Genomic DNA, 22,965 nt, shown 5'->3' on the forward strand with positions numbered 1-22,965 from the left:
GCGGTGCGCCCAGGCGATCGGCGACGGGACGATCGACCGGGCGGGTAGGTTCCGAGCCGTCGAAGCGCACGCGCCGAAGGCGCGAGTCTCGACGGCTCGGAAGCGAGACCAAAGGGGCCGCGAACCCGCAGCGCCGCAGGCGCTGCAAAATGAACACAGCATTACCGCAACTTCGCAACCTTGCTAGGTCTCGTTGTGAAGAACCATGCGAAGGGGCCTTCTGTGTCAGAAGTATTGTCGGCGCCGGGTACCTTAGGCCAATGTTCTCGAAAGTCTTGGTTGCCAACCGCGGTGAAATCGCGATCCGGGCCTTCCGCGCGGCCTATGAGCTCGGCATCGGAACCGTCGCGGTTTTTCCCTACGAGGACCGCAATTCGGTCCACCGGTTGAAGGCAGCCGAGTCTTACCAGATCGGTGAAGAGGGTCACCCGGTCCGCGCGTATCTCTCCATCGAGGCCATTATCGAGGCCGCCAAGTCGGCGGGCGCCGACGCGATCTATCCCGGCTACGGCTTCCTGTCGGAGAACCCTGACCTGGCTGCCGCCTGTGCGCGCGAGGGCATCACCTTCATCGGTCCTTCGGCGCAGGTGCTGGAGCTGGCGGGCAACAAGGCGCGCGCCATCGCGGCGGCGAAGGCTGCCGGGCTGCCGGTGCTGCGCTCCAGTGAGCCGTCGGCGGATGTCGAGGCGCTGGTCGCGGCCTCGGAGCAGCTGGACTATCCGATCTTCGTGAAGGCCGTCGCCGGTGGTGGTGGTCGTGGCATGCGCCGTGTCGCCGCCCCTGAGTACCTGCGTGAGTCGATCGAGGCGGCCTCGCGGGAGGCCGAGTCGGCATTCGGTGATCCGACGGTGTTCCTCGAGCAGGCCGTGGTGAACCCGCGTCACATCGAGGTGCAGATCCTCGCCGACCAGCACGGCAACGTGATGCACCTGTTCGAGCGGGACTGTTCGCTGCAGCGGCGGCACCAGAAGGTGATCGAGCTCGCGCCCGCGCCGAACCTGGATCCCGCACTGCGCGAAAAGATCTGCGCCGACGCGGTCGCCTTCGCTCGGCAGATCGGTTATAGCTGCGCGGGCACTGTCGAGTTCCTGCTCGACGAGCGTGGCCATCATGTCTTCATCGAAATGAACCCGCGTATTCAGGTCGAACACACAGTGACCGAGGAGATCACCGATGTGGACTTGGTGCAGTCGCAGCTGCGTATCGCGGCGGGCGAGACCCTCGAGCAGCTCGGTCTGAGTCAGGAGACCGTGCAGATCCGCGGCGCGGCACTGCAGTGCCGTATCACCACCGAGGACCCGGCCAACGGTTTCCGTCCGGACACCGGCCGCATTACCGCCTACCGCACCCCCGGTGGCGCGGGAATTCGCCTGGACGGTGGTGCGAACCTGGGCGCCGAGGTCGGTGCCCACTTCGATTCCATGCTGGTGAAACTCACCTGTCGAGGCCGCGATTTCGAGACCGCGATCGCGCGGGCTCGTCGTGCGGTGGCCGAGTTCCGAATCCGCGGCGTGGCAACCAATATTCCGTTTCTGCAGGCGGTGCTCGACGATCCCGATTTCCGCGCGGGCCGGGTCACCACCTCGTTCATCGAGGAGCGCCCGCAGCTGCTCACACTGCGTGGGTCGGCCGACCGCGGCACCAAGATCCTCACCTATCTGGCCGATGTCACCGTGAACAAGCCGCACGGCGAGCGACCGACGACGGTGTATCCGCATGACAAGCTGCCCGCGCTCGATCTGACGGTGCTGCCGCCTCCGGGTTCACGCCAGCGGCTGCTGAGCCTCGGCCCCGAGGGATTCGCGCGGGCACTGCGCGAACAGAAGGCCGTCGGCGTCACCGACACCACCTTCCGCGACGCGCACCAGTCGTTGCTGGCTACCCGTGTTCGGACCAACGGCCTGCTTGCCGTCGCGGGACATGTCGCGCGGATGACACCTGAGTTGCTGTCCATCGAGGCCTGGGGCGGCGCGACTTATGATGTGGCGCTTCGTTTCCTGTACGAGGATCCGTGGGAGCGGCTGGCCGCACTGCGCGAGGCTGTACCCAACATCTGCCTGCAGATGCTGCTGCGTGGCCGCAACACCGTCGGCTACACGCCCTACCCTGAGCGGGTGACTCGCGCATTCGTGTCCGAGGCCACCGCGACCGGCATCGATATCTTCCGCATCTTCGACGCGCTCAACAATGTCGACCAGATGCGGCCCGCCATCGATGCGGTGCGCGAAACCGGTACCGCCATTGCGGAAGTCGCGATGAGCTACACAGGTGACCTGTCCAACCCGGACGAGACCATCTACACCCTCGACTATTACCTCAAGCTGGCCGAGCAGATGGTGGACGCGGGGGCACATGTCCTCGCCATCAAGGACATGGCCGGTCTGCTGCGCGCCCCCGCTGCCGCCACCCTGGTGACCGCGTTGCGTCGCAACTTCGACCTGCCGGTCCACGTACATACCCATGACACTCCTGGCGGCCAGCTGGCCACCTATCTCGCCGCCTGGCAGGCGGGCGCCGACGCGGTCGACGGGGCCAGTGCCGCGATGGCGGGCACCACCAGCCAGCCCGCGCTGTCGGCGATCGTCGCCGCTGCCGCGCACAGTGAGTACGACACCGGGCTGAACCTGCAGAACGTCTGCGATCTGGAGCCGTTCTGGGAGGCACTGCGAAAGGTATACGCGCCCTTCGAGTCCGGGCTGCCCGCCCCGACCGGTCGCGTCTACACCCACGAGATCCCCGGCGGTCAGTTGTCGAACCTGCGTCAGCAGGCCATCGCGCTCGGGTTGGGTGACCGGTTCGAAGAGGTCGAAGCGAAGTACGCGGCGGCAGATCGGCTGCTCGGTCGCCTGGTGAAGGTGACTCCTTCGTCGAAGGTGGTCGGCGATCTCGCGCTCGCTCTGGTCGGCACCGACGTCGACATCGACGACTTCGCGACCGACCCTGGCCGCTACGACATTCCCGATTCGGTCATCGGCTTCCTGCGTGGGGAACTCGGCACGCCGGCAGGCGGCTGGCCGGAACCGTTCCGCAGCAGGGCACTGGCAGGTCGGGGACCTGCGAAACCGGAGACCCCGCTGACGGCCGAGGACGAGGCCGGGCTCGCCGGTTCGTCGCAGGAGCGAAGGGACACGCTGAACCGGCTGCTGTTCCCTGGCCCCACGGCCGAATTCCTCGCACACCGTGAGCAGTACGGCGACACCTCCGGGCTGTCGGCCAACCAGTTCTTCTACGGACTGCGCCGCGGCGACGAGCATCGGGTGCAGTTGGAGAAGGGCGTGACCCTGCTCATCGGTCTGGAGGCGATCTCCGAGCCCGACGAGCGCGGTATGCGCACGGTGATGTGCATCCTCAACGGTCAGCTGCGTCCGGTCGCGGTCCGTGACCGGTCGATCGCCAGCGAGATCCCGGCCGCGGAGAAGGCGGATAAGAACAATCCTGGCCATATCGCCGCTCCGTTCGCGGGTGTGGTGACTCTGGCTGTGTCGGAAGGTGATTCGATCGGCGCGGGTGACACCATCGGCACCATCGAGGCGATGAAGATGGAGGCCGCGATCACCGCGCCGCGCGCAGGCACGGTCGGCCGAGTCGCGATCGGCCGAGTGCAGCAGGTCGAGGGCGGCGATCTGCTGGTCGAGTTGGTCGTGCGCGAGTCCGCGGGCGAATGACCCGGATCGTCGCGGGAACAGCGGGCGGGCGGCGGCTGCGGGTGCCGCCCGCAGGCACGAGGCCCACCTCCGACAGGGTGCGCGAGGCACTGTTCAGCGTGCTCGAGGCCAGGATGGACTTCGACGGCGCGCGCGTGCTCGATCTCTACGCGGGTTCGGGCGCGCTCGGCCTCGAGGCGCTGTCGCGTGGCGCACGGCATGCGCTGCTGATCGAATCCGACCGCAAGGCCGCGGCGATCGTGCGCGGCAATATCGCCGACCTCGGCCTGCCCGGCGCGGAACTGCGCGTCGGCGCGGTCACGGCCGTCTTGACGCACGTAGGTGCCGGTGACTACGACCTGGTGCTGTCGGATCCGCCGTATGACGTGGACACTGCCGCGGTGAGCGACGACGTCCGTGCCCTCGCCGAACGCGGCTGGCTCGCGCCCGGCGCGCTGGTCGTGGTGGAACGCTCCGTTCGCTCGCCCGAGATCGATTGGCCCGCAGGGTATGTCCCGATGAAGGTGCGCAAGTACGGCGAGACCAGGATCGAGCTCGCGGAATTCGTCGACGGCCCGCCTGCTAGCGTTTGAGCTATGGCAGGAGCGTTGTGCCCGGGCTCGTTCGACCCGGTGACCAATGGACACATCGACGTCTTCAATCGGGCCTCGGCCCAGTTCGACGAGGTCGTGGTGACCGTCATGATCAACAAGAGCAAGAAGGGCATGTTCAGCGTCGAGGAACGCATGGAGATGCTGCGCGAGGCCACCGCCCACCTGCCCAACATTCGAGTGGAGTCGTGGTTTGGCCTGCTGGTCGATTTCGCGCGGGAGCAGGGCATCTCCGCGATCGTCAAGGGTCTGCGTGACGCGGGTGACTTCGGCTACGAGCTGCAGATGGCGCAGATGAACAAGAAGCTCTCCGGAGTCGACACCTTCTTCATCGCCACCAACCCGTCGTTCAGCTACCTGTCCAGCTCCCTGGTCAAGGAGGTCGCGACCTTCGGTGGCGATGTCACCGACATGCTTCCGCCTTCGGTCCACAAGCGTCTCCTGGACCGCCTCGCCGAGCAGCGCAGCTGACTCGTCTGTCTAGAAGACCAAACCGCGCAGCGCCAGGAAGCGCATTCCGCCGACTACCGCAGTGATTCCGAGGATGGCGCCGGCTTCCGCGGCTCCACCGATGCCGGGTGTCCAGACATCGAGGGCCGCAAGACCCGCGGTGGTGATGCCGAGGCCGATCAGCGCCAGGCCGCCACCTTCCCACTGCGCGGTGAACCAGCCGACCCGGCCGGACGCGTGGAAGGTGAGCTGACGGTGCAGCTCGTTGGCGATGATTGTGCTGACGATCGACCCGACCACGTTGGCGATCAGGGGGCCGATGCCGTGCATCGCGAAGAACAGCAGGACGTAGGCGATATTGCTCGATCCGCCGACCAGGGCGAAACGGATCAGCTGGGCGAAGGGCCGGTCGCCGCGCAGGTACTGCATGAGCTGTTCGAACCGGGGGGCAACCGATGCTGCCGACCGCAACACCGGGTACGGGCCAGCCCAGGGGGTGTAGATGCTGGCGGCCGCCGGTCGCGGGATTTCCAGAACAGTCATTGTCTTTCCGATCGAACAGAGCCTTTGGTGGGGACAACAGCGATGGTCATCGCTTTCCTTCCCGCCGACTTCTCTAGCAAGTTCCTTCGTTACTGCCTGTTCAGTATGTACTGAACAATCGGAACGTGTCAATCATCGGCTCTCGGATGTCCACCCTGGGGCGTCCTCCTGTCCCACTGTCCCGGTGGGGGCCTGGGATTCGCTTATGAAGATCTTGTTCCGACCTTCTGGATAAATGTAACACCAAGTGGAGGTAGATCCTCCACTTGATTTTGTGGCGTGCGAGACACTGGCGCGACACACCGGAGGATGGCTCGGCACTTACGGTGACGAGGGGCACACTGGGCCTCGGTGAGAAAGTTCGCCGTAGTCCGCAGGAGAGTGGGGTAGTGAGCATGTATCGCGTATTCGAAGCACTCGACGAGCTGGTCGCCATCGTCGAGGAGGCGCGCGGCATCCCGCCGACCCGCAGCTGCATTGTGCCGCGCGGTGACGTGCTCGAGCTGCTGGATGACGTGCGTGACGCGCTGCCCGGCGAACTCGACGACGCCCAGGACGTGCTCGATCATCGCGACAAGATCGTCTCGGACGCCCGCTCGGCCGCCGAGACAACGGTGACAAGTGCCGATGAGCAGGCCCGCGAGACTATCGAATCCGCGCGCGAGGAGGCCGATCGGATCCTCGCCGAGGCCAAGGCGCATGCCGATCGCATGGTGGCCGAGGCGAGCGCGCACGCCGATCATCTGGTCAGCACGGCTCAGGCCGAGGCCGACCGCGTCGTCGCCGACGGCAATGCCGAATTCGAGGCCGTCACCGGCCGGGCTCGCGTGGAATCCGAGCGCATGGCCGAGGCGGGCCAGGCTTCCTATGACCGGTCGGTCGCGGAGGGGCAGGCCGAGCGGGACCGCCTTGTCGGGCAGACCGAGGTGGTGCGGGCCGCGCACGCCGAGTCGGCGCGCGTGATCGACGCGGCGCACGCCGAGGCCGACCGGATGCGCGACGAGTGTGACCACTACGTCGACAACAAGCTTGCCGAGTTCGAGGAGACCCTCGACAACGCGCTGCGTACCGTCGGCCGTGGGCGTCACCAGCTGCGTTCCGGTGCGGGTGCGCCGGACTATGCGGGGGACTATCGCCGCTAGCCGCCTATCGGCGGGACGGCGGTGGCGTTTTGGGCTTCGGGTGACCCCTCGCGTACTGTGGAGTGGTTGCCCGTTTCCTTCGAGTGTGAGTGAGTTTCGTGATGTCCGCCGGTTCCGGTTCTGCCTCGCGTCCCCATGCGGCTGCGCGCCGCAATCCGGACGCGTTCTTCGTGCTGGATACTCGCAGCCTGGGCCGTCGCCCAGGAACGATGCAGGAGTTCCATCGCATCGTCACCACGAAGGATCGAATCGGGCTGGACCTGATCGCCATACCGGCAGGTTCCGATGTCGAACTCGACCTGCAGCTGCAGGCGGTGTCCGAGGGTGTGCTGGTCACCGGAACGGTGGCGGCGTCGACGGCGGGGGAGTGCACGCGCTGTCTGGAGCCGTTCACCGGTGAGGTCGAGCTCAACCTGACCGAGCTGTTCGCCTACCCGGACAGTACGACCGAGCAGACCACCGAGGACGACGAGATCCACCGTCTGATCGACGACACGATCGACCTGGAGCCGGTGATCATCGACGCCATCGGTCTCGAGCTTCCGTTGCAGCCGTTGTGCTCGCCGGACTGTGCAGGACTGTGCCCGGAATGCGGTGTACGGATGGCGATTGCGGGTTCCGGCCATGGGCATGAGATACTTGACCCTCGCTGGGCCGGGTTGGCGAAGTTCGCCACCGAGTCGCCCGGCAGTGGCAGCCCCGATTCGGGTGCCGCCGACCCCGATCATTAAGACCCGGATCAGCAAGACCGATCTGTGAACTGGCAAGCAATAAGACAAGAGGAGAAGTAGTCGTGGCCGTTCCCAAGCGCCGGATGTCCCGTTCCAACACCAGGTCGCGGCGCAGTCAGTGGAAGGCCACTGCGCCGACCCTGATCACGTGCCCGAACCGCGCCTGCGGCGAGAAGACCCTGCCGCACATCGCGTGCCCCTCCTGCGGCACGTACAAGGGCCGCCAGGTCACCGCTGCTGTCTGATCGTTCGACCTGTCGTATCGACGTGACCGTCAGTAAGGACGAACCGGGCCCCTCCGGTGATCATGACCGGCTGCTCGCCGCGCTCGGCGTCGGCGTGCAGCCGGATTTGTTGCGCCTCGCGCTGACTCACCGGTCCTATGCCTATGAAAACGGTGGGCTGCCGACCAATGAGCGCCTGGAATTCCTCGGCGACTCGGTCCTCGGCCTGAGCATCACCGAGCGGCTGTACCACGAGCATCCGGACAAGTCCGAGGGCGAACTGGCCAAGCTGCGGGCGAGCGTGGTGAACATGCACGCACTCGCCGAGGTGGCGCGCGGGCTGGGCGAAGGTGGCCTCGGCGCGCACTTGCTGCTCGGTAAGGGCGAAGAGCTCACCGGCGGCCGGGACAAGCCGAGCATTCTCGCCGACGGCATGGAGTCGCTGCTCGGCGCGGTGCATCTCGAGCACGGCATCGATGTGGCGCGCGAGGTGGTGCTGCGGCTGTTCGCCGACCTGCTCGAGCGTGGTCCCCGAATGGGGGCGGGCCTCGACTGGAAGACCAGCCTGCAGGAGCTCACCGCCGAACGTGGCCTCGGCGTGCCCAGCTACGAGATCACTTCGACGGGCCCCGACCACGACAAGGAATTCACCGCGACCACGGTGATCGGCGGCCGCCCGTACGGTTCCGGCATCGGCCGATCCAAGAAGGAAGCGGAGCAGAAGGCCGCAGGCGCCGCCTACCAGGCACTGACCGCCGAAGCCTGACGTGCCCGAACTCCCCGAGGTCGAGGTCGTCCGGCGTGGACTCGCCGAGCACGTGGTCGGTCACGTCGTCGAATCGGTGACGGTGACCCACCCCCGTTCGGTGCGCAGGCACCTCGAGGGTGCCGCCGATCTGGCGGCAAGGATGACCGGGTTGCGCGTAGCCGCGGCAGAGCGCCGCGGCAAATACCTGTGGCTCACCTTCGACGATCCCGATACCGCATTGGTCGTGCACCTCGGGATGAGCGGGCAGATGCTGGTGCAGCCCGCCGATACTCCGGTGGAGAAACACGCCCACATCCTCGCCACCCTCGATGACGGCACCCAGTTGCGCTTCGTCGATCAACGCACCTTCGGCGGCTGGGCTCTTGCACCGCTGGTCACAGTCGAGGGCACCCTGCTGCCGGAGCCCGTTGCGCACATCGCTCGCGACCCGCTGGATCCGCTCTTCGACTCCGAGTCCGTGGTGTCCACGCTGCACGCCAAAAAAAGCGAGATCAAACGGCTGTTGCTCGACCAGTCCGTGGTTTCCGGTATTGGCAACATCTATGCCGACGAATCCCTGTGGCGAGCGAAGATACACGGCAACAGGCCGGCCTCGGGCCTGACCAGAGCCGCCCTGCGCACCCTACTCACCGAGGTCGGCGGCGTAATGGGTGAGGCGCTCGCCGCGGGCGGGACCTCATTCGACGCACTGTATGTGAACGTGAACGGTCAATCCGGCTACTTCGAGCGATCGCTGGCCGTTTATGGCCGCGAGGACGAACCCTGCCGCCGCTGCGGCGCGCCGATCCGGCGCGAGCGTTTCATGAATCGCTCGTCCTATTCCTGCCCCCGCTGCCAGCCGAAGCCTCGCCCCCCGACACGCTAGCGAGCTACCGTTCTTTCTAGGCGGTCGGGAGTCACGCCGGCCGTGTAGGAAGGACATATGCGGAAGCTCACCTACTACGTCGCCTCGACCATCGATGGATTCATCGCCACCGAGGACGGCTCGGTCGATTTCTTCCCGGTGGGAGGAGATCACGGTCCGGCGATCATCGCGCAGTATCCGGAAACGCTGCCGACGAAGGTGCGCGAGGCCCTAGGCACCGACAAGCGCAACCGCTACTTCGATACGGTGCTGATGGGACGTAAGACCCATGACTTCGGTGTCAGGACCGGTACCTCGAGCCCGTATGCGCACCTGCGGCAGTTCGTGGTCTCGACGACCTTGCCGGAGAGCCCCGATTCCGCAGTGGAGCTGATCTCCACCGACCCGCTGGCGAAGGTGCGTGCGCTCAAACGCGAGGATGGGCTCGGGATCTGGCTGTGCGGCGGTGGCGAGCTCGCCCAGGTGTTGTTGCCGGAGATCGATCAGATCTTCCTCAAGCTGTACCCGATAGTGCTCGGCCGGGGCCGGTCGCTGTTCGGTTCCGGTCCGCGGCTGGACGACGCGGCCAAATTCCGGATGATCACCAGCCGGGTGTTCGAGGATGGGGTGGCCTTCATGAAGTACAGCAGGATTCGCTAAAGCGCTGTGGCAGAACATCATCCGATCGCGGAATCGGACCCGAGTAAGGTGCCGGGTCCGGTGGAGGCGCTGCGCGAGATCGGCTTCTGGCTGGAACGTTCGCGGTCGGAGACACATCGAGTGAAGGCTTACCGGCGCGCTGCCGACATGGTGGCTCAGCTGACTCCCGACGAGCTGTCCGCGCATCGGGCAGCGCACAGCTGGCGTGATATCGCCGGTATCGGACCGAAGACCGCAGCCGTGATCGAGCAGGCGTGTTCCGGTGCGATACCGCAGTATCTGCTCGATCTGCGTGCGGCCGCGCAGCCCATCGGCGTGCCGGGCAAGCCGCTGCGGGCCAGGCTGCGCGGTGATCTGCACACCCATTCCGACTGGTCCGACGGTGGCAGCCCGATCGCGGAGATGATGGGCGTCGCGGCGGCCCTCGGCCACGAATACTGTGCGCTCACCGACCATTCGCCGCGGCTGACCGTCGCCAACGGGCTCTCGGCCGGCCGGCTGTGTCGCCAGCTGGAGGTCGTCGCGGAACTGAATGAGCAGCTGGCGCCGTTTCGCATTCTCACCGGGATCGAGGTGGACATCCTCGACGACGGCGCCCTCGACCAGGACGCCGATCTGCTCGCCGAGCTCGATATCGTTGTCGCCAGTGTGCATTCGCACCTGCGTGCCGACAGTGAGATGATGACCAAGCGGATGGTCTATGCCGTGGCCAACCCGAACGTCGACGTGCTCGGGCACTGCACCGGCCGGCTTGTCGAGGGGGCGCGCGGTATCCGTCCCGAGTCGACGTTCGATGCGGAGGTCGTGTTCGAGGCCTGCCGCCATTACGGCACCGCCGTCGAGATCAACAGTCGCCCCGAACGCCGCGACCCGCCGTCGCGGCTGATCCAGCTCGCAGTCGAGATGGGTTGCGAGTTTTCCATCGACACCGACGCGCACGCGCCGGGCCAACTGGACTGGCAGGGCTACGGCTGCGAGCGTGCTATCGCGAATGGCGTTGTAGCGGAACGAGTTATCAATACCTGGCCGTTGGCTGACCTGCTGGCCTGGACCAAGTCGGCGTGACACCTTGCCGCGTTCGGCATCGCTGAGGGCGCAGCGCCCTTCCGGCACGGTAGATCGGCTCGATTGCGCAACCCCTGACCACGCACGCGAATGGCCGCCGGGTTAACTGTTGTCGAATAGTGCTGCCGTCCATGGGCCGATCACCGATCGCACCCGAAAATGGTTGGTACGACGATCTCTTGGGGAGTGGATTTTCTGGTGGGTGACTTTCCGGTCGAGATCGTGCTGGCGATCATCGCAATCCTGTTGTCGGCCGGCGCTTTCCTGTGGGAGTTCGTCTTCGTGGGGCGCAGGCAGCTCGGCTACCGCGTCCAGATGGATACGCCTGTCACCGGTGAGATCGAATCGGTGTTCCCCGGGGTGCTGCCGCAGTTGCGCCCGGATCTGGACGGTTCGAGTCCGGAGCTGAAAGATCTATCTGTTGTCCTGGTCCGCATCGAGAACAGCGGTGCCACGACTATCGATAGCCGCGACTATCAGGCGCCCGATGCCGGCCGAGTCGGCCTGCACCTGCATTTTCCGCAGCGTCGGATCATCGGCATGGCCGTGACAGAGTTGAGCGAGCCTGGCCTCGCCGACAGTTTGGACCGTGACTCGGGAATCGCGGTGCGGGAGGACACGATCGGGCACATCGGCGTGATCGACCTGCCGAAGGTGTCGTTGAACCGCGGCGATCACTACAAGATCCTGGCCATCCTGCAGCGCTCAGAGGGGACAGGGGAATACCGTGCGCCGGTGCTGCAAGGGGGTATCAAGGGCGGGAAGGTCACCGAGACCCAGAGTCGCACGGGGGCGTCCCGAGTGATGCTGGCGCTCACCGCTTTTCTGGTGCTGGTGATCGTCGTCCAGCTCGTCGTTGCCGCGGTCGAGCCGGATCCGACACCGTTGGAGTGTGCGGCGGGCAAGCTCACGCTGGTCGGATCTTCCGCGTTCGCCCCGGTCATTCAGGACGCCGCGACGCAGTACCGGAAGCGCTGCACCGGCGCCGAATTCATCTTCGCCTTCGAGGGCACCGAACGCGGCCTCGACCGGCTCATCGAGGAAGGCAAGGACAACCACGATCTGCTGGCGATCACCGACGGGCCGAAGGGCGAGGGGTACGCGGCATTGCTCAAGCGACAACTCGGAATGTCGCTATTCACCATGGTCGTGCACCAGGACGTGGGTGTCCGGAGTCTGTCGGCCGCACAGATCGAGGACATCTACCAGGGTCGGATCACCAACTGGCGCGACGTCGGCGGACCGGACCTGCCGATCGTCCTCGTCAATCGCATCCCCGGTGCCGGGACCAGGAATACCTTCGAGCGGCGACTGCTCACCCAGCCACAGGTGATCCGCTCCCACGTGAGCTGCAAGGCGCTGGAGGACATCCCGCCGCCGAGTGCCGCACACTGCGACGTACAGGTCACCAAGGACATGCTGCAAGCCGTCGTGCACCTGCGCGGCGCGATCGGCTATAGCGAGTACTCCGAGGCGGCGAGGGCGGGGGTGTCGACCGTGGCGATCAATGGCATCACCCCGTCCCGTGACAGTGCGATCGACCGCACATACCCGTTCTGGGGCATCGAATTCGCCTACAGCTATGGGGAATTGCCCGGCGATTCGCTGGCGGCCGCTTTCCGGCGCTATCTGACCGACGAGGCGGGGCGGAATGTGCTGACCGCGCACGGCAATGTGGCCTGCGGTGACCTGCCGGATCCGACTCGATGCCAGCCGGACGTGTGACGGCAAGGTCCCGCGTGTCACAGCAGCGGCGGCTGCGTCGTCTTCAAGGTGCAGTAGCAAGCACCTAGGAGAGGACGAACACTGTGGCACGAATGAATGTGGCCGAGGTTGCCCCTGAGATCTACCACGCCTGGTTTGCCGCAGAATCGGCGATCCGCCGCGGCCCGTTGGATCCGACGATCCGCGAGTTGGTGAAGATCCGCGGCTCGCAGATCAACGGCTGCGTGTACTGCATCGATATGCACACCACCGATGCCCGCCTGGCAGGCGAAACCGAGAAGCGCATCTTCCAGCTCGACGCCTGGCGCGAATCGGCGTTATACACCGAGCAGGAGCGGGCGGCGCTAGCCTATGCCGAGGCGGTGACCAAGCTCGGTGAGCACGGGGTGAGCGATGAGATCTGGGCGGATGTCGAGAAGCACTTCGAGATGGGCGCGCGCGCCGGGCTGGTAGCGGTCACCGCGATGATCAACCTGTGGAATCGGATCGGCGTGCCGCTGCGCATGCAGCCCGAGTTGCCCTGAGGCCGGTAGCCCGGCCGAGCGCTTGCTCGGCCGCGCCGAAATTGAGGCCCACTGCCTGGTTTGAATAGTTGATCATGAGGTACGTCTGTGTCGGCCCCCCTGTTCGCGCCCCGGCGCGACCAGGCCAACCAAGCCCTGATGGACGGCGGTGCAGGCATTGTCTCCACCTCCGCCGCGGCGGCCACCACGTTCGGCGCCCAGCGCTCCGAGTGCTGGGTGGATGCGAGTGCCAACGGTTGCTTGGAAGGATGGTCATGAGTCAACGGTTGTTCGCGCCCAGTTCGGCGCCGATTGCGTCTTCGGATCTGCTGTCGATCGATCACGTCGGCGAGCGATTCCGCATTGCGATGGTTGTCCCCCCGTATTTCGACGTGCCGCCCAAGGCGTACGGCGGTGTCGAGGCGGTGGTCGCGGATCTGGTCGATGCGCTGGTCACCCGCGGCCACGATGTGACACTGATCGGCGCAGGTGAACCGGGCACCAAGGCCAAGTTCGTCCCGGTGTGGGACCGAGCGCTGCCCGAGCGACTCGGCGAGCCGTTCCCGGAGGTGGTCCATGCCCTCAAGTCGCGAAGGGCCATCGAGCACATCGCCGCCACCTCGGGCATCGACGTGGTGCACGACCACACCTTCGCGGGACCCCTCAATGTGCCCGCGTACCAGAAGCTCGGACTGCCGACAGTGGTGACGGTGCACGGTCCTGTCGAGGACGATTCCTATCGGTACTACCGCGAACTCGGCGACGAGGTCGCGCTCGTGGCGATCAGCGACCGACAGCGCGCACTGGCGCCGGACTTGAATTGGGTTGGGCGCGTACACAACGCGCTGCACGTCGACCAATGGCCGTTCCGCGTGGACAAGGGAAACTACGCGTTGTTTCTCGGTCGGTTCAACGAGTGCAAAGCACCCCACCTCGCGCTCGAGGCGGCGCACGCGGCCGGTATTCCGCTGGTGCTCGCGGGCAAGTGCAGTGAACCGCCGGAGCAGGCGTACTTCGAGAAGGTCGTGCGACCACTGCTGACCGCGCAGGATCATGTTTTCGGGCTCGCCGACGCGGCGGCCAAACGTAAACTGCTCTCCGGTGCCCGTTGTCTGTTGTTCCCCATCCGCTGGGAGGAGCCGTTCGGCATGGTGATGATCGAGGCGATGGTCTGCGGTACCCCGGTGGTAGCACTGCGCGGCGGTGCGGTCGACGAGGTGATCGTCGACGGCGTAACCGGTCGGATCTGCGATGATCCTGCCGAGCTGCCCGCGGCGATCGCTCAGGTGGGCGCGCTGGATCCGGCCGCCTGCCGGGCGCATGTCGAGGCGAACTTTGCCTCCGACTCGCTCGGTCGCGGCTACGAGCAGGTCTATCACCGGCTGCTGCGGCAAGGGCGCAAGGCCCGAGCCGCCCGCTGGGTCGATGAGACTGTTCCGGTCCAGGTTGCGGCGAGCGAACTGGCATGACAGCAGAGACCAGCGCTGCGCCGAACCCCGAGCCGCAGAGTCCACGACCGTTGAACTCCGGTGAGCCCACCGGACTCGGCGGCTGCGACAGTTCGGTGACGCTGGTCGAGGGCGCGACATTCTGTCTGTCGAACCGGCTCGGCGATGTCGAGCCGGGCCGGCCGCACGGTCTGTTCTTCCGGGACGCACGCGTCATTTCGCGCTGGGAGCTGTTGGTGGACGGCAAGTCCGCCGAACCGCTTTCGGTGCTGAGCCCGGAAGCTTTCGCGGCGCGGTTCGTGCTGCGAAGACCGCCGCAGGCGGGGCTGGCCGACAGCACACTGCTCGTGGTGCGTGAGCGACTCATCGCCGACGGGATGCACGAGATACTGACGCTGGAGAATATGGGCCGCGAACCGACGGCTGTCACGTTGGAACTACACGTCGACGCCGATTTCGTCGATCTGTTCGCGGTCAAGGAAGGTAGGGCCGGGCACGGGAGAGCCGACGTAGTGGTGGCCGAAGGCGAACTGCTGCTGCACGATCACATCGATAGGATGCGCGGGCTCTCGGTGTCCGCGACCGTCGAGCCCACGGTACTGCCCGGCACGTTGGTCTGGCGGATCGTGGTGCCACCGGGGGAGAGCTGGCAGACCGAGATCATCGCCCAGCCGACCGTGGGAAACCAGCGTGTCCAAGCGCCGGTGGCGCCGGGTGAGCATCATGGGCTCAGCGCACCGAGCCGCAAGATCGAGGCATGGCGCGATACCGCGACGAAGATCGCCGCCTACGACCCGCTGCTCTCCCAGGTGTTGCGGCGCTCGGAAAGTGATCTCGGTGCCTTGCAGATTCACGACGAGAACGGCGAGAGCAGGCCGTTCGTCGCTGCGGGCGCCCCCTGGTTCATGACACTGTTCGGTCGCGACAGCTTGTTGACCGCATGGATGTCGCTGCCGCTGGAGGTCGACCTGGCGCTGGGTACGCTGCAACAGCTGGCCGAATTGCAGGGGCAGAAGGTTGATCCGCTCACCGAGGAGGAACCCGGGCGGATCATGCACGAGATGCGCCGCGGCCCGGCGAGCGGCCAGGCGCTCGGCGGCAACACGTATTACGGATCTGCCGACGCCACACCACTTTTTGTGATGCTGCTCGCCGAATGTCATCGGTGGGGTGCGGATCCCGAGGCGATCAAGGCCTTGTTGCCCGCCGCCGACGCCGCAGTCGGCTGGATGACCGAGTACGGCGATCGGGACGGCGACGGTTTTGTCGAGTACCGCAGGGCCACCGATCGAGGTCTGATCAACCAGGGCTGGAAGGATAGCTTCGACGGAATCAACGATGCCGCGGGACATCTCGCCGAGGCCCCGATCGCGCTGTGTGAGGTGCAGGGCTATGTGCACGCCGCGTTGCTCGCGCGGGCGGAGCTCGCCGACGCCTTCGGCGAGGTCCGCGTCGCGGGTCCGCTGCGCGAGCGGGCCGCGGAGCTGCGCGGCAAGTTCGCCGAACAATTCTGGCTGGCCGACAGAGGCTGGTACGCGGTGGCGCTGGACGGCGGCAAGCGTCAGGTCGATGCACTGACAAGCAATGTGGCGCACTGTCTCTGGGCCGGGATCGCCACCGACGAGCACGCCGCCGAGTTGGTGCGTCGGTTGTCCGGTGCGGACATGGACACCGGTTTCGGACTGCGCACGCTGTCGTCCTCGATGGGCGCCTACAACCCGATGAGCTACCACTGCGGGTCGGTGTGGCCGCACGACACCGCGATCGCGGTCGCCGGGCTGCTCAGGTACCGGCAGATCCCTGGTGCGGTGGAGTTGGCAACGCGCATCGCGGGCGGATTGCTCGATGCCGCATCGGCTTTCGGCGGTCGACTGCCCGAGCTGTTCTGCGGTTTTCCGCGTGATCAGTTCGCAGTGCCGGTGCCGTACCCGACCTCGTGTTCCCCGCAGGCGTGGGCGAGTGCGGCGCCATTGTTGCTGGTGCGCTCCTTTCTCGGGCTCGATCCGAAGGTGCCCGACCGCACTGTCATCCTGCATCCACAGTTGCCGCCGGAGTGGGGCCGGATCGCATTGACCGACCTGCGCCTTGGTTCGGTGACCATCGATCTGGAGGCGGAGGGCACGCAGGTGATCTCGGCGCGGGTGCCCGACGGCTGGCAGGTGGTCACCTGCTGATTCCGCCACTGGGCACCCCGCAGCCGCAATGTTCGTTGTTCGGTGGCGTGTGCCCGGCGCGGCAGCTGTCGATGCGACGACGGTGAGGGTCTACTCCGCGGGCGGCAGGATCGGCCGGGTGAAGTAGTCCTCTATGGGAGTCGGCCCCGTATACCGGCGGCAGCCGCAGCGAACCCATTCACGCAAACCGTAGCTGCTCTTGCGGGAGCTCTCCGCGTGACAGATGCCCTCTTGCGGGTCGTGCATGGCGAGGTCGTGGCCGCAGCCGCACGGGGCCGGTGCGGCAGCCGGTTTGCCGCGTCGGCCGAATCGACCCACCGCCCAGCCGGCTCCGGCGATCGCCGCGCCGATGGTCAAGGTGATGGGGTCGAACACGCATGCAGTATATGTATGCATATATCAACCGTCCAGCTGTGGGTGCCGAGGTGTCGGTGGCATCGGCCAGGATGGCGGGATGACCGAACTGTCGTCGCGTGAGCTCAATCGAACCCTGTTGGTGCGCCAGCTGTTGGTGGAGCGAGCGTCGATCCCGCCGCTCGAGCTCGTGCGACACCTGGTCGCGGTGCAAGGGCAGGAACCGAACTGGCCGTATGTCGGGCTGTGGGCTCGGCTGGCGGGGTTCCGGCCCGACGATCTCGAACGACTGCTGCGCGAGCGGAAGCTGGTGCGCTCTGGGATGATTCGGCGTACCGTGCACCTGGCCGCCGCCGAGGACTTCCGCTGGCTGCGGCCGACGGTGCAACCGGTCGTCAGCGCGGCGTTGCGGGCGCCGTACTTCCGTGACGAGATCGACGGCGTCGACCACCAGGCGCTCGCCGCCGCGGGCCGCGAGCTGCTCGGCGGCCAGACATTGACCCGCGGCGAGCTGGGATTGCTCCTCGCCGAACGCTTTCCGGGCCGGCACACCCGTAGGCTCGCCGAGGCCGTCGAGCTCATGGTTCCACTGGTGCACGGCCCGGACACCGGAGCGTGGGGCCGATGGCGCAACCGTTCTGTCACCATCGGCCTCGCGGAGGAGTGGCTGGGCGTGCCGATGTCCGCGCGACCACAGCGGGAGGTTCTCGTCCTGCGCTACCTTGCGGGCTTCGGTCCGGCGAGCGTCGCGGATATCCAAGCCTGGTCGGGCATCACCCGGCTGGCCGGAGTGGTCGACGGCCTGCGTGCGAACCTGCGCGTCTTTCGTGACGAACAGGGCAGGGAGCTGTTCGACCTGCCCGACGCGCCGCTGGCCGACCCGAATCTGACTGTCCCGGTGCGCCTGCTGCCCGCCTTCGACAACGCACTGCTCGGGCACAAGGACCGCCGCCGAATTATCAGCGACGAAGACCGCGGCCGGATCGCCAAGGAGGCGTCCGGGGGCGTCCCGATGTACCTCGTCGACGGTTTCGTCCATGGCCGCTGGGCGCTGGAGGACACCACGGTGCGCATCTCCCCGTGGCATCCGCTCTCGGCCGCCGACGAGCAGGCTGTCCGCGCCGAAGCCGAACACCTGCTCACCTTCGTGGTCCCGGAGGCGACGGGCACAGTTGTCATCGACGCCTGACCCGCGGGGTTGGGGGCTCGACGATCATGTGTCTTTCAGCGCTGGGGATTCCTCTTTGACCAGGGATGACTAGCCTGCTCTCGTGAACAGAGTCATGATCGTTCTGGTCGTCGCCGTCGCGCTGTTGGCAGGTGCGGGCCCGGCGTCTGCCGACGATAGGTACAACAACTACGCGGAGCTCGCGGCCCACAAGCGAGAAGGTATCGACTACCTCAGGACCGCGATCGGTCCGGCCGGTGTCGGCGCACCGGTAGCCCACATCGCCATCCACGGCGGTTTGATCGAGGCAGGTACCTCGGAGCTGGCTCGATACGCCGCGGAGAAGGGTGAATGCACCAGCTACACCTTTGAAGGGGTCCAGCCGAAGGACAACGACGACCTGCACATCACCGCCACCCGATTCGACGAACCCATCGGTGTGCGCGTGGTCGAGCAGAGCTCCTACACGGTGTCCTGGCACGGTATGCGCGACTCGTCTCCCATCACCCATATCGGTGGCCGCGACACCGCGCTGATGAAGAAGGTGCGTTCGGCATTGGAGCGTGCCGGATTCGCGGTGGCCGATGAGACACCGGACAAGATCAACGGTGACTCCCCGCAGAACATCGCCAATCGCAATCAGCGGGGTAAGGGCGTGCAGCTGGAACTGTCCACCGGCCAACGGCGTCAGTTCTTCCGTGACGGCAAGCTCGATCTCGACTGGATCGAGAATTCGAGCAACCGCACTCCGGCGTTCTACCGCTACGTCGATGCGGTGCTCTCGGTCCTGCCCGCCGACATAGCGCCGTCCGAACCGGTCCCGGCGAACTAGCCACGGCCTGCCGAGGCCTGGTTCGGACCGGAAAGTGGAAGGCTGCCTTCGTCCGCGGGTAGGGACGAAGGCAGCCCCCGCGGTCGAGCTGGGAGCGGGTCAGCCGCCGGGTAGTTCCCCGTCCAACTCCAGGTTCAGCTCATTCCAACGGAGTTGGCGCTACTCGTTGTCAGCTGTACTTCGATGTCGCGCAGCTCGTTCCGGCGCAGCTTACCGGCGTCGTCACGTAACGGCACGTTGCTGAAGCGGTAGCTGCGCGGGCACTTGTAGCGGGCGAGCCGCGCTTGGACATAGGCCCGGATGTCGGCCTCGATCAGTGGCTCATCGGTTTCGACCACGGCGTGTACACGCGCGCCGAGGTCGTTGTCGGGCATACCGAGGACCACGCATTCCCGGACGCCGGGGTACTCGGTGACGACGGCCTCCACCTCGGCAGGGAATATATTGGCGCCGCCGCTGATGATCAGATCCGTCCGGCGGTCGCTGAGGTAGAGGTACCCCGCCTCGTCCACGTGTCCGAGATCGCCGAGTGAATCCCACCCCGGCCAGTCCGGATGGGTCCGCGGTTCGGCGCCGATGTAGCGGTAGCTCGGACCGTTGCCTTCCGGCGGCCGCAGGAAGATTTCGCCGACCTCGCCGGGTGCGCACGCACGACCCTCGGAATTCAGGACGCGGAACTCACCGAAGACGGCGCGCCCGACGGATCCGGGGTGGGCGAGCCACTCGCGGCCGTCGATCAGCGTCATCATCTGATTCTCTGTCCCGCCATACATTTCGAAGATCCGATCGGGCCCCAGCAGATCGATCCACGCCCGTTTGAGCCAGGGCGGGCAGAGTGCTGCCATGTGCCAGAGCGCACGGACGGAGCCGAGGTCGTAGGCCATCGGACGGGCACGTAACTCGGTGAGCATGCGCGACATCATGGTCGGCACCACAGTGAGCCAGCTGACGCGATGGTCAACGATGGCATCGAGCGCCGCACGGGTCTCGAATTTCGGGAGCACGACGAGGTGTTGGCCTGCCATGAGCCCGAAGAACGAGGTGTTGAAGGGGGCGTTGTGATACAGCGGTCCGGTGACCAATTGGACGTCGTCGGGACGCTGGCGCAGGATCGCGTTCAGCGACGCGATATCGAGCTGCCCGTCCTGGCCGGACACGATCAGTTTGGGGCGGCCGGTGGTGCCGCCAGAGGTCGGCGCCTTCCACGCTGGTGCGATCGGGTAGCTGTCGAACGGCGCGTCGGAGAATTCGGCACCGCCCTCGTACTCGCCGGGCAGGGTGGGCAGGCCCGGCTCCGGTGCGCCGATGACCAGCCTCGGCCGCGCGAGCCCGATGACCGCGGCGCGTTCGGGTGCGGGCAGCCGTGGCGAGATGAGTTGCGGTGTGGCGCCGAGTTTCCAGATCGCGAAGACTGTCGCGTAGAAGTCGGGACCGTTGGCGAGCGCAACGGTGACATAGTCGCCGTGGCCGACGCCCAGCGTGGCGTAGTACCTGGCCCGGCGGTTCGCGGCGGACTCGAGGTCTCGCCTTGTCCAGGTTTCGCCGCCCATGGTGATCGCCGCGGCCTCCGGAGTGTCGGCGGCCAGCTCGGTGAGAATCTGCCCGAGCGGTCTCGGGCCCGCGAGTTCAGTCACGACGAGTGAACCTCGAGAGAAAGTCCGGATCCACGATCTCACCGTGAACCTGGACATTGTGGCTGTGCGCGAGCTGATGCAGGGCGAATGCCGTCTGTTGGGCAGTCAGTCGCCCTTGGGCGTCCTGCGCGGCATTGACCGACCGCTTGGCGAGCTTCAGCGCGAACAAAGGCATGGCGGCGATCGTCGCGGCCAGCGCCATCGTGTGCTCGGTGAGGTCCGCCCGCGCAACCACGCGGTTGACCATTCCGATCCGTTCGGCATCGATCGCGCTCAATGTCCCTGCGGTGAACAACAATTCCTTGGCCTTGCGGATCCCGAACTCCCACGGGTGGTTGAAGAACTCCACTGCGTTGGCCCCCATCGCGACGACATTATCGACGAACTCGGCATCCTCGGCGGCGACGATCAGATCGCACGGCCACACCAGCATGAGACCGCCCGCCACCACCTTTCCGTGCACCTCCGCGATGGTCGGTTTCGGAATGTTGCGCCAGCGCTCGCTGAAGCCGGCGTAGATCTCCTCCTCGCGCCCCATGAGCCCTTCGGCGCCGGGGCTGCCGAAGCCGGCCCACGTGCCGACCGGCTCGTGGCGGCGCATGTTGTCGCGCCAATCGTGCTCGCGCAGATCGTGGCCGGATGAGAAGTGCGGACCATTGGCTGCGAGCACGATCACGTGGATGCCGTCGTCGCGCGCAGCGCGGTCGAAGGCGTCGTTGAGGGCGTAGAGGAGCTCGGTGTTCTGTGCATTGCGTGCGTCGGGACGATCGAGGATGATCCTGGCGATCTTGTCGGTGCTGTCGTCGTAGTGCACCAGATCGGTCATCGCACACCGCCCCACAGCAGTCGTTCCGTCGCGTCCGGGTCTTCCGCGATCGTCACGGTGTTCGCGATGAGGCCGGTGGTTCGGCGTACGGGGTCATAGGGCGCCCAGCCCGGGTCTGCCTCGGTGGCGAACGCGCGATATGCGCCGTGCAGGTTGTCGGCGACTTGATCGGGAGCGTGGGCGCCGACCAAGGTGTGACTCTCCGCGATGGTGTGCGTTTTGAAGACGAAGGGCAGATCGACGGCATGTGCCGCGCCGAGCCTGCCACCGAGACGTGGTGAGCGCCAGTCGAATCGGAATGCCCATATGGGTCCGCCCGCTGCCGCCTGCGCCTCCGCGAGCCGGACTGCCGGGATGCGGAAGAACCAGTCCGTGACCACCGCGCACAGCAGGTCCCCTGGGGACGCCTCGGGACGGGATCGGCGATATTCGGGCAGGGCGGCACCGACATCCAGCCCATAGGCGGTGCCCGCAGCGGCGAGGGCGGCCTCGTCGATCTGGTCGATCGCGCCCGAGGAGACCAGGATCAGGCGCGCGTCCTCGGCGTTGCTGCCGGACAGGATTGCGACATCCGACGCCGCACCCGCCGCGATCGCGACCAGCGGCTCCGCGGTGACGATCGAGCCGTCGACCACCGGGGCGAACGGCAGGATTGTCAGGGCCAGCCTGCCCCATTTCGCCGGGTCCGCCGCGGTCTGCACCTCATGCAAGACGTCACGGACATGCACCGACAATTCATCGATCGAGAGCTTCTCGAAGGCTGCGAGCGTCGGCTCGATACCGATGTGTGCGGCGAGGTTGTCGATCACCAGACGAGCCTCGTCGGGGCTGAGCGTGTTCGCTCCGGCGCCGGAGTGCGCGATCAAGCCGTGGAACAAGCCGCGAGCGCGCGGCACAGCGGTCAGCGTGGTGGCGAGCATGGCGCCCGCGGATTGGCCTGCGATGGTCACTCTGGTCGGGTCGCCGCCGAATGCCGCGATGTTATCGCGCACCCACTCGAGCGCGGCAACCACATCGAGAATGCCGAGATTGACTGTCTCGCTGCCGAAATGGAGCCACCCCTCGCCGCCGAGACGGTAGTTGACGGCGACGGCGACCACGCCGCCGGTGGCGAATGCCGTGCTGTCATAGGTCGGCAGGGCGTTGGATCCGTTGGTGAACGCACCCCCGTGGATCCAGACGAGAACGGGCAGCGCACCGTCGGTCGCCGGTGTCCAGATGCTGAGGTTGAGCAGCTCGTCGCCGGGGATCGACAGCTCGGGAACCAGGCCGTCGTAGGCGGGTACGTAGGGCGCGCGCGCCGCGGTGGGTCCGGGTCGGGTCGCATCCCGCGGTTCGCGCCACGGCGGTGGTGGGCTCGGCGGAAGGAAACGCTGCTTTCCGACAGGGGCGGTGGCATACGGGATACCGAGGAACGCGTGGACCGGGCCGTGTGCCTGTCCGCGTACCGGGCCGTACCGGGTGTCAACGATGTGCAACATTTCTGTCATCTGTTTCATCCTTGATCGGAAGTCAGTGCATGTTGCAATCAAGCCGCATGAAAACGCCCACGTCAAGAGCGGTGCCGATGCGATTTTGTCCCACTTGTGCAACATGTCAGCTCCGATGGCCGCGAGTG

The 22,965-nt window shown here is 66.3% G+C and carries 22 protein-coding genes; 17 read left to right on the top strand and 5 right to left on the bottom strand.

Translation table 11 applies throughout. The annotated features are described in order from the left end of the window. The first annotated feature begins 260 nt into the window (after positions 1 to 260). From AB0M74_RS17475 to coaD, 3 genes are read left to right on the top strand one after another with little or no spacing between them, the layout of a single operon-like run. On the top strand, positions 261 to 3,665 hold the full coding sequence (locus AB0M74_RS17475) for a pyruvate carboxylase (protein ID WP_366527282.1): 3,405 nt from the start codon (positions 261 to 263) through the stop codon (positions 3,663 to 3,665). After that, positions 3,662 to 4,237 carry a 16S rRNA (guanine(966)-N(2))-methyltransferase RsmD gene (gene rsmD / locus AB0M74_RS17480; RefSeq protein WP_366527283.1) on the top strand — a complete coding sequence of 192 codons (576 nt, stop codon included), beginning with the start codon at positions 3,662 to 3,664 and terminating at the stop codon, positions 4,235 to 4,237. The genes AB0M74_RS17475 and rsmD overlap by 4 nt, the downstream gene beginning before the upstream one ends. A gap of 3 nt (positions 4,238 to 4,240) precedes the next feature. Further along, positions 4,241 to 4,726, top strand: coding sequence for a pantetheine-phosphate adenylyltransferase (gene coaD / locus AB0M74_RS17485; RefSeq protein WP_366527284.1), 486 nt, complete (start codon positions 4,241 to 4,243; stop codon positions 4,724 to 4,726). Positions 4,727 to 4,735: 9 nt separating this feature from the next. Here the strand turns inward: coaD and AB0M74_RS17490 are convergent, their stop codons facing one another. Next, on the bottom strand, positions 4,736 to 5,248 hold the full coding sequence (locus tag AB0M74_RS17490) for a GtrA family protein (protein ID WP_366527285.1): 513 nt from the start codon (positions 5,246 to 5,248) through the stop codon (positions 4,736 to 4,738). Positions 5,249 to 5,643: 395 nt separating this feature from the next. Between AB0M74_RS17490 and AB0M74_RS17495 the strand changes: the two genes are divergently transcribed. The 12 genes from AB0M74_RS17495 to AB0M74_RS17550 all read left to right on the top strand — a co-directional run bounded on the left by AB0M74_RS17495 (position 5,644) and on the right by AB0M74_RS17550 (position 16,533). Beyond that, positions 5,644 to 6,390, top strand: a complete 747-nt coding sequence (locus AB0M74_RS17495; RefSeq protein WP_366527435.1) for a DivIVA domain-containing protein — start codon at positions 5,644 to 5,646, stop codon at positions 6,388 to 6,390. Positions 6,391 to 6,491: 101 nt separating this feature from the next. Next, positions 6,492 to 7,121 (top strand): DUF177 domain-containing protein, encoded by a 630-nt coding sequence (locus AB0M74_RS17500; RefSeq protein WP_366527286.1) that lies wholly within the window; start codon positions 6,492 to 6,494, stop codon positions 7,119 to 7,121. 62 nt (positions 7,122 to 7,183) lie between these two features. After that, a complete protein-coding gene (rpmF, locus tag AB0M74_RS17505) occupies positions 7,184 to 7,366 on the top strand; it encodes a 50S ribosomal protein L32 (RefSeq protein WP_014987105.1) in 183 nt (60 codons plus the stop codon). A gap of 22 nt (positions 7,367 to 7,388) precedes the next feature. Further along, complete coding sequence (rnc, locus tag AB0M74_RS17510) at positions 7,389 to 8,111, top strand: ribonuclease III (protein WP_366527287.1); 723 nt, start codon at positions 7,389 to 7,391, stop codon at positions 8,109 to 8,111. Between the two features lies 1 nt (position 8,112). Continuing rightward, positions 8,113 to 8,979, top strand: coding sequence for a bifunctional DNA-formamidopyrimidine glycosylase/DNA-(apurinic or apyrimidinic site) lyase (mutM, locus tag AB0M74_RS17515; protein ID WP_366527288.1), 867 nt, complete (start codon positions 8,113 to 8,115; stop codon positions 8,977 to 8,979). 57 nt (positions 8,980 to 9,036) lie between these two features. Then, complete coding sequence (locus AB0M74_RS17520; protein WP_366527289.1) at positions 9,037 to 9,618, top strand: dihydrofolate reductase family protein; 582 nt, start codon at positions 9,037 to 9,039, stop codon at positions 9,616 to 9,618. 6 nt (positions 9,619 to 9,624) lie between these two features. Further along, positions 9,625 to 10,683 (top strand): PHP domain-containing protein, encoded by a 1,059-nt coding sequence (locus AB0M74_RS17525; protein WP_366527290.1) that lies wholly within the window; start codon positions 9,625 to 9,627, stop codon positions 10,681 to 10,683. Between the two features lie 198 nt (positions 10,684 to 10,881). Continuing rightward, positions 10,882 to 12,408: a substrate-binding domain-containing protein gene (locus AB0M74_RS17530; RefSeq protein WP_366527291.1), complete on the top strand. Its 1,527-nt coding sequence runs from the start codon at positions 10,882 to 10,884 to the stop codon at positions 12,406 to 12,408. Between the two features lie 92 nt (positions 12,409 to 12,500). Beyond that, complete coding sequence (locus tag AB0M74_RS17535; RefSeq protein WP_366527436.1) at positions 12,501 to 12,932, top strand: carboxymuconolactone decarboxylase family protein; 432 nt, start codon at positions 12,501 to 12,503, stop codon at positions 12,930 to 12,932. A gap of 87 nt (positions 12,933 to 13,019) precedes the next feature. Continuing rightward, on the top strand, positions 13,020 to 13,190 hold the full coding sequence (locus AB0M74_RS17540) for a hypothetical protein (RefSeq protein ID WP_366527292.1): 171 nt from the start codon (positions 13,020 to 13,022) through the stop codon (positions 13,188 to 13,190). Positions 13,191 to 13,279: 89 nt separating this feature from the next. Then, complete coding sequence (locus tag AB0M74_RS17545; RefSeq protein WP_366527437.1) at positions 13,280 to 14,380, top strand: glycosyltransferase family 4 protein; 1,101 nt, start codon at positions 13,280 to 13,282, stop codon at positions 14,378 to 14,380. Next, positions 14,377 to 16,533, top strand: a complete 2,157-nt coding sequence (locus tag AB0M74_RS17550) for a glycogen debranching N-terminal domain-containing protein (protein WP_366527293.1) — start codon at positions 14,377 to 14,379, stop codon at positions 16,531 to 16,533. The genes AB0M74_RS17545 and AB0M74_RS17550 overlap by 4 nt, the downstream gene beginning before the upstream one ends. A gap of 90 nt (positions 16,534 to 16,623) precedes the next feature. On the opposite strand, the gene AB0M74_RS17555 is transcribed toward AB0M74_RS17550, so the two are convergent. Continuing rightward, the gene (locus AB0M74_RS17555; protein WP_366527294.1) at positions 16,624 to 16,908 is read right to left on the bottom strand and encodes a hypothetical protein; all 285 of its coding nucleotides are present in this window, start codon (positions 16,906 to 16,908) and stop codon (positions 16,624 to 16,626) included. A gap of 79 nt (positions 16,909 to 16,987) precedes the next feature. Here AB0M74_RS17555 and AB0M74_RS17560 point away from each other — a divergent pair, with 79 nt between their 5' ends. Beyond that, positions 16,988 to 18,076 carry a winged helix DNA-binding domain-containing protein gene (locus AB0M74_RS17560; protein ID WP_366527295.1) on the top strand — a complete coding sequence of 363 codons (1,089 nt, stop codon included), beginning with the start codon at positions 16,988 to 16,990 and terminating at the stop codon, positions 18,074 to 18,076. Positions 18,077 to 18,158: 82 nt separating this feature from the next. Then, positions 18,159 to 18,887 (top strand): poly-gamma-glutamate hydrolase family protein, encoded by a 729-nt coding sequence (locus tag AB0M74_RS17565; protein ID WP_366527296.1) that lies wholly within the window; start codon positions 18,159 to 18,161, stop codon positions 18,885 to 18,887. A gap of 134 nt (positions 18,888 to 19,021) precedes the next feature. Here AB0M74_RS17565 and AB0M74_RS17570 read toward each other — a convergent pair whose 3' ends face one another. The 3 genes from AB0M74_RS17570 to AB0M74_RS17580 are packed head-to-tail and all read right to left on the bottom strand — an operon-like array spanning position 19,022 to position 22,837. Next, positions 19,022 to 20,521, bottom strand: a complete 1,500-nt coding sequence (locus tag AB0M74_RS17570) for an AMP-binding protein (RefSeq protein ID WP_366527297.1) — start codon at positions 20,519 to 20,521, stop codon at positions 19,022 to 19,024. Next, entirely contained in the window at positions 20,514 to 21,347 is an 834-nt protein-coding gene (locus AB0M74_RS17575; protein ID WP_366527298.1) for an enoyl-CoA hydratase, read from the bottom strand. Before AB0M74_RS17575 ends, AB0M74_RS17570 begins: the two co-directional genes overlap by 8 nt. Next, entirely contained in the window at positions 21,344 to 22,837 is a 1,494-nt protein-coding gene (locus AB0M74_RS17580) for a carboxylesterase family protein (RefSeq protein WP_366527299.1), read from the bottom strand. The genes AB0M74_RS17575 and AB0M74_RS17580 overlap by 4 nt, the downstream gene beginning before the upstream one ends. Between the last annotated feature and the right edge of the window lie 128 nt (positions 22,838 to 22,965).

This window comes from Nocardia sp. NPDC051463, from assembly GCF_040681975.1.
In the GTDB taxonomy this organism is placed as follows: domain Bacteria; phylum Actinomycetota; class Actinomycetes; order Mycobacteriales; family Mycobacteriaceae; genus Nocardia.

Coding starts and splice junctions, on each gene's coding strand:
- AB0M74_RS17520 (WP_366527289.1), top strand. CDS start 9,037: ATGCGGAAGCTCACCTACTACGTCGCCTCGACCATCGATGGATTCATC.
- coaD (WP_366527284.1), top strand. CDS start 4,241: ATGGCAGGAGCGTTGTGCCCGGGCTCGTTCGACCCGGTGACCAATGGA.
- AB0M74_RS17475 (WP_366527282.1), top strand. CDS start 261: ATGTTCTCGAAAGTCTTGGTTGCCAACCGCGGTGAAATCGCGATCCGG.
- AB0M74_RS17495 (WP_366527435.1), top strand. CDS start 5,644: ATGTATCGCGTATTCGAAGCACTCGACGAGCTGGTCGCCATCGTCGAG.
- AB0M74_RS17500 (WP_366527286.1), top strand. CDS start 6,492: ATGTCCGCCGGTTCCGGTTCTGCCTCGCGTCCCCATGCGGCTGCGCGC.
- rsmD (WP_366527283.1), top strand. CDS start 3,662: ATGACCCGGATCGTCGCGGGAACAGCGGGCGGGCGGCGGCTGCGGGTG.
- AB0M74_RS17560 (WP_366527295.1), top strand. CDS start 16,988: ATGACCGAACTGTCGTCGCGTGAGCTCAATCGAACCCTGTTGGTGCGC.
- AB0M74_RS17550 (WP_366527293.1), top strand. CDS start 14,377: ATGACAGCAGAGACCAGCGCTGCGCCGAACCCCGAGCCGCAGAGTCCA.
- AB0M74_RS17535 (WP_366527436.1), top strand. CDS start 12,501: ATGAATGTGGCCGAGGTTGCCCCTGAGATCTACCACGCCTGGTTTGCC.
- AB0M74_RS17575 (WP_366527298.1), bottom strand. CDS start 21,347: ATGACCGATCTGGTGCACTACGACGACAGCACCGACAAGATCGCCAGG.
- AB0M74_RS17580 (WP_366527299.1), bottom strand. CDS start 22,837: ATGACAGAAATGTTGCACATCGTTGACACCCGGTACGGCCCGGTACGC.
- AB0M74_RS17545 (WP_366527437.1), top strand. CDS start 13,280: ATGGTTGTCCCCCCGTATTTCGACGTGCCGCCCAAGGCGTACGGCGGT.
- AB0M74_RS17490 (WP_366527285.1), bottom strand. CDS start 5,248: ATGACTGTTCTGGAAATCCCGCGACCGGCGGCCGCCAGCATCTACACC.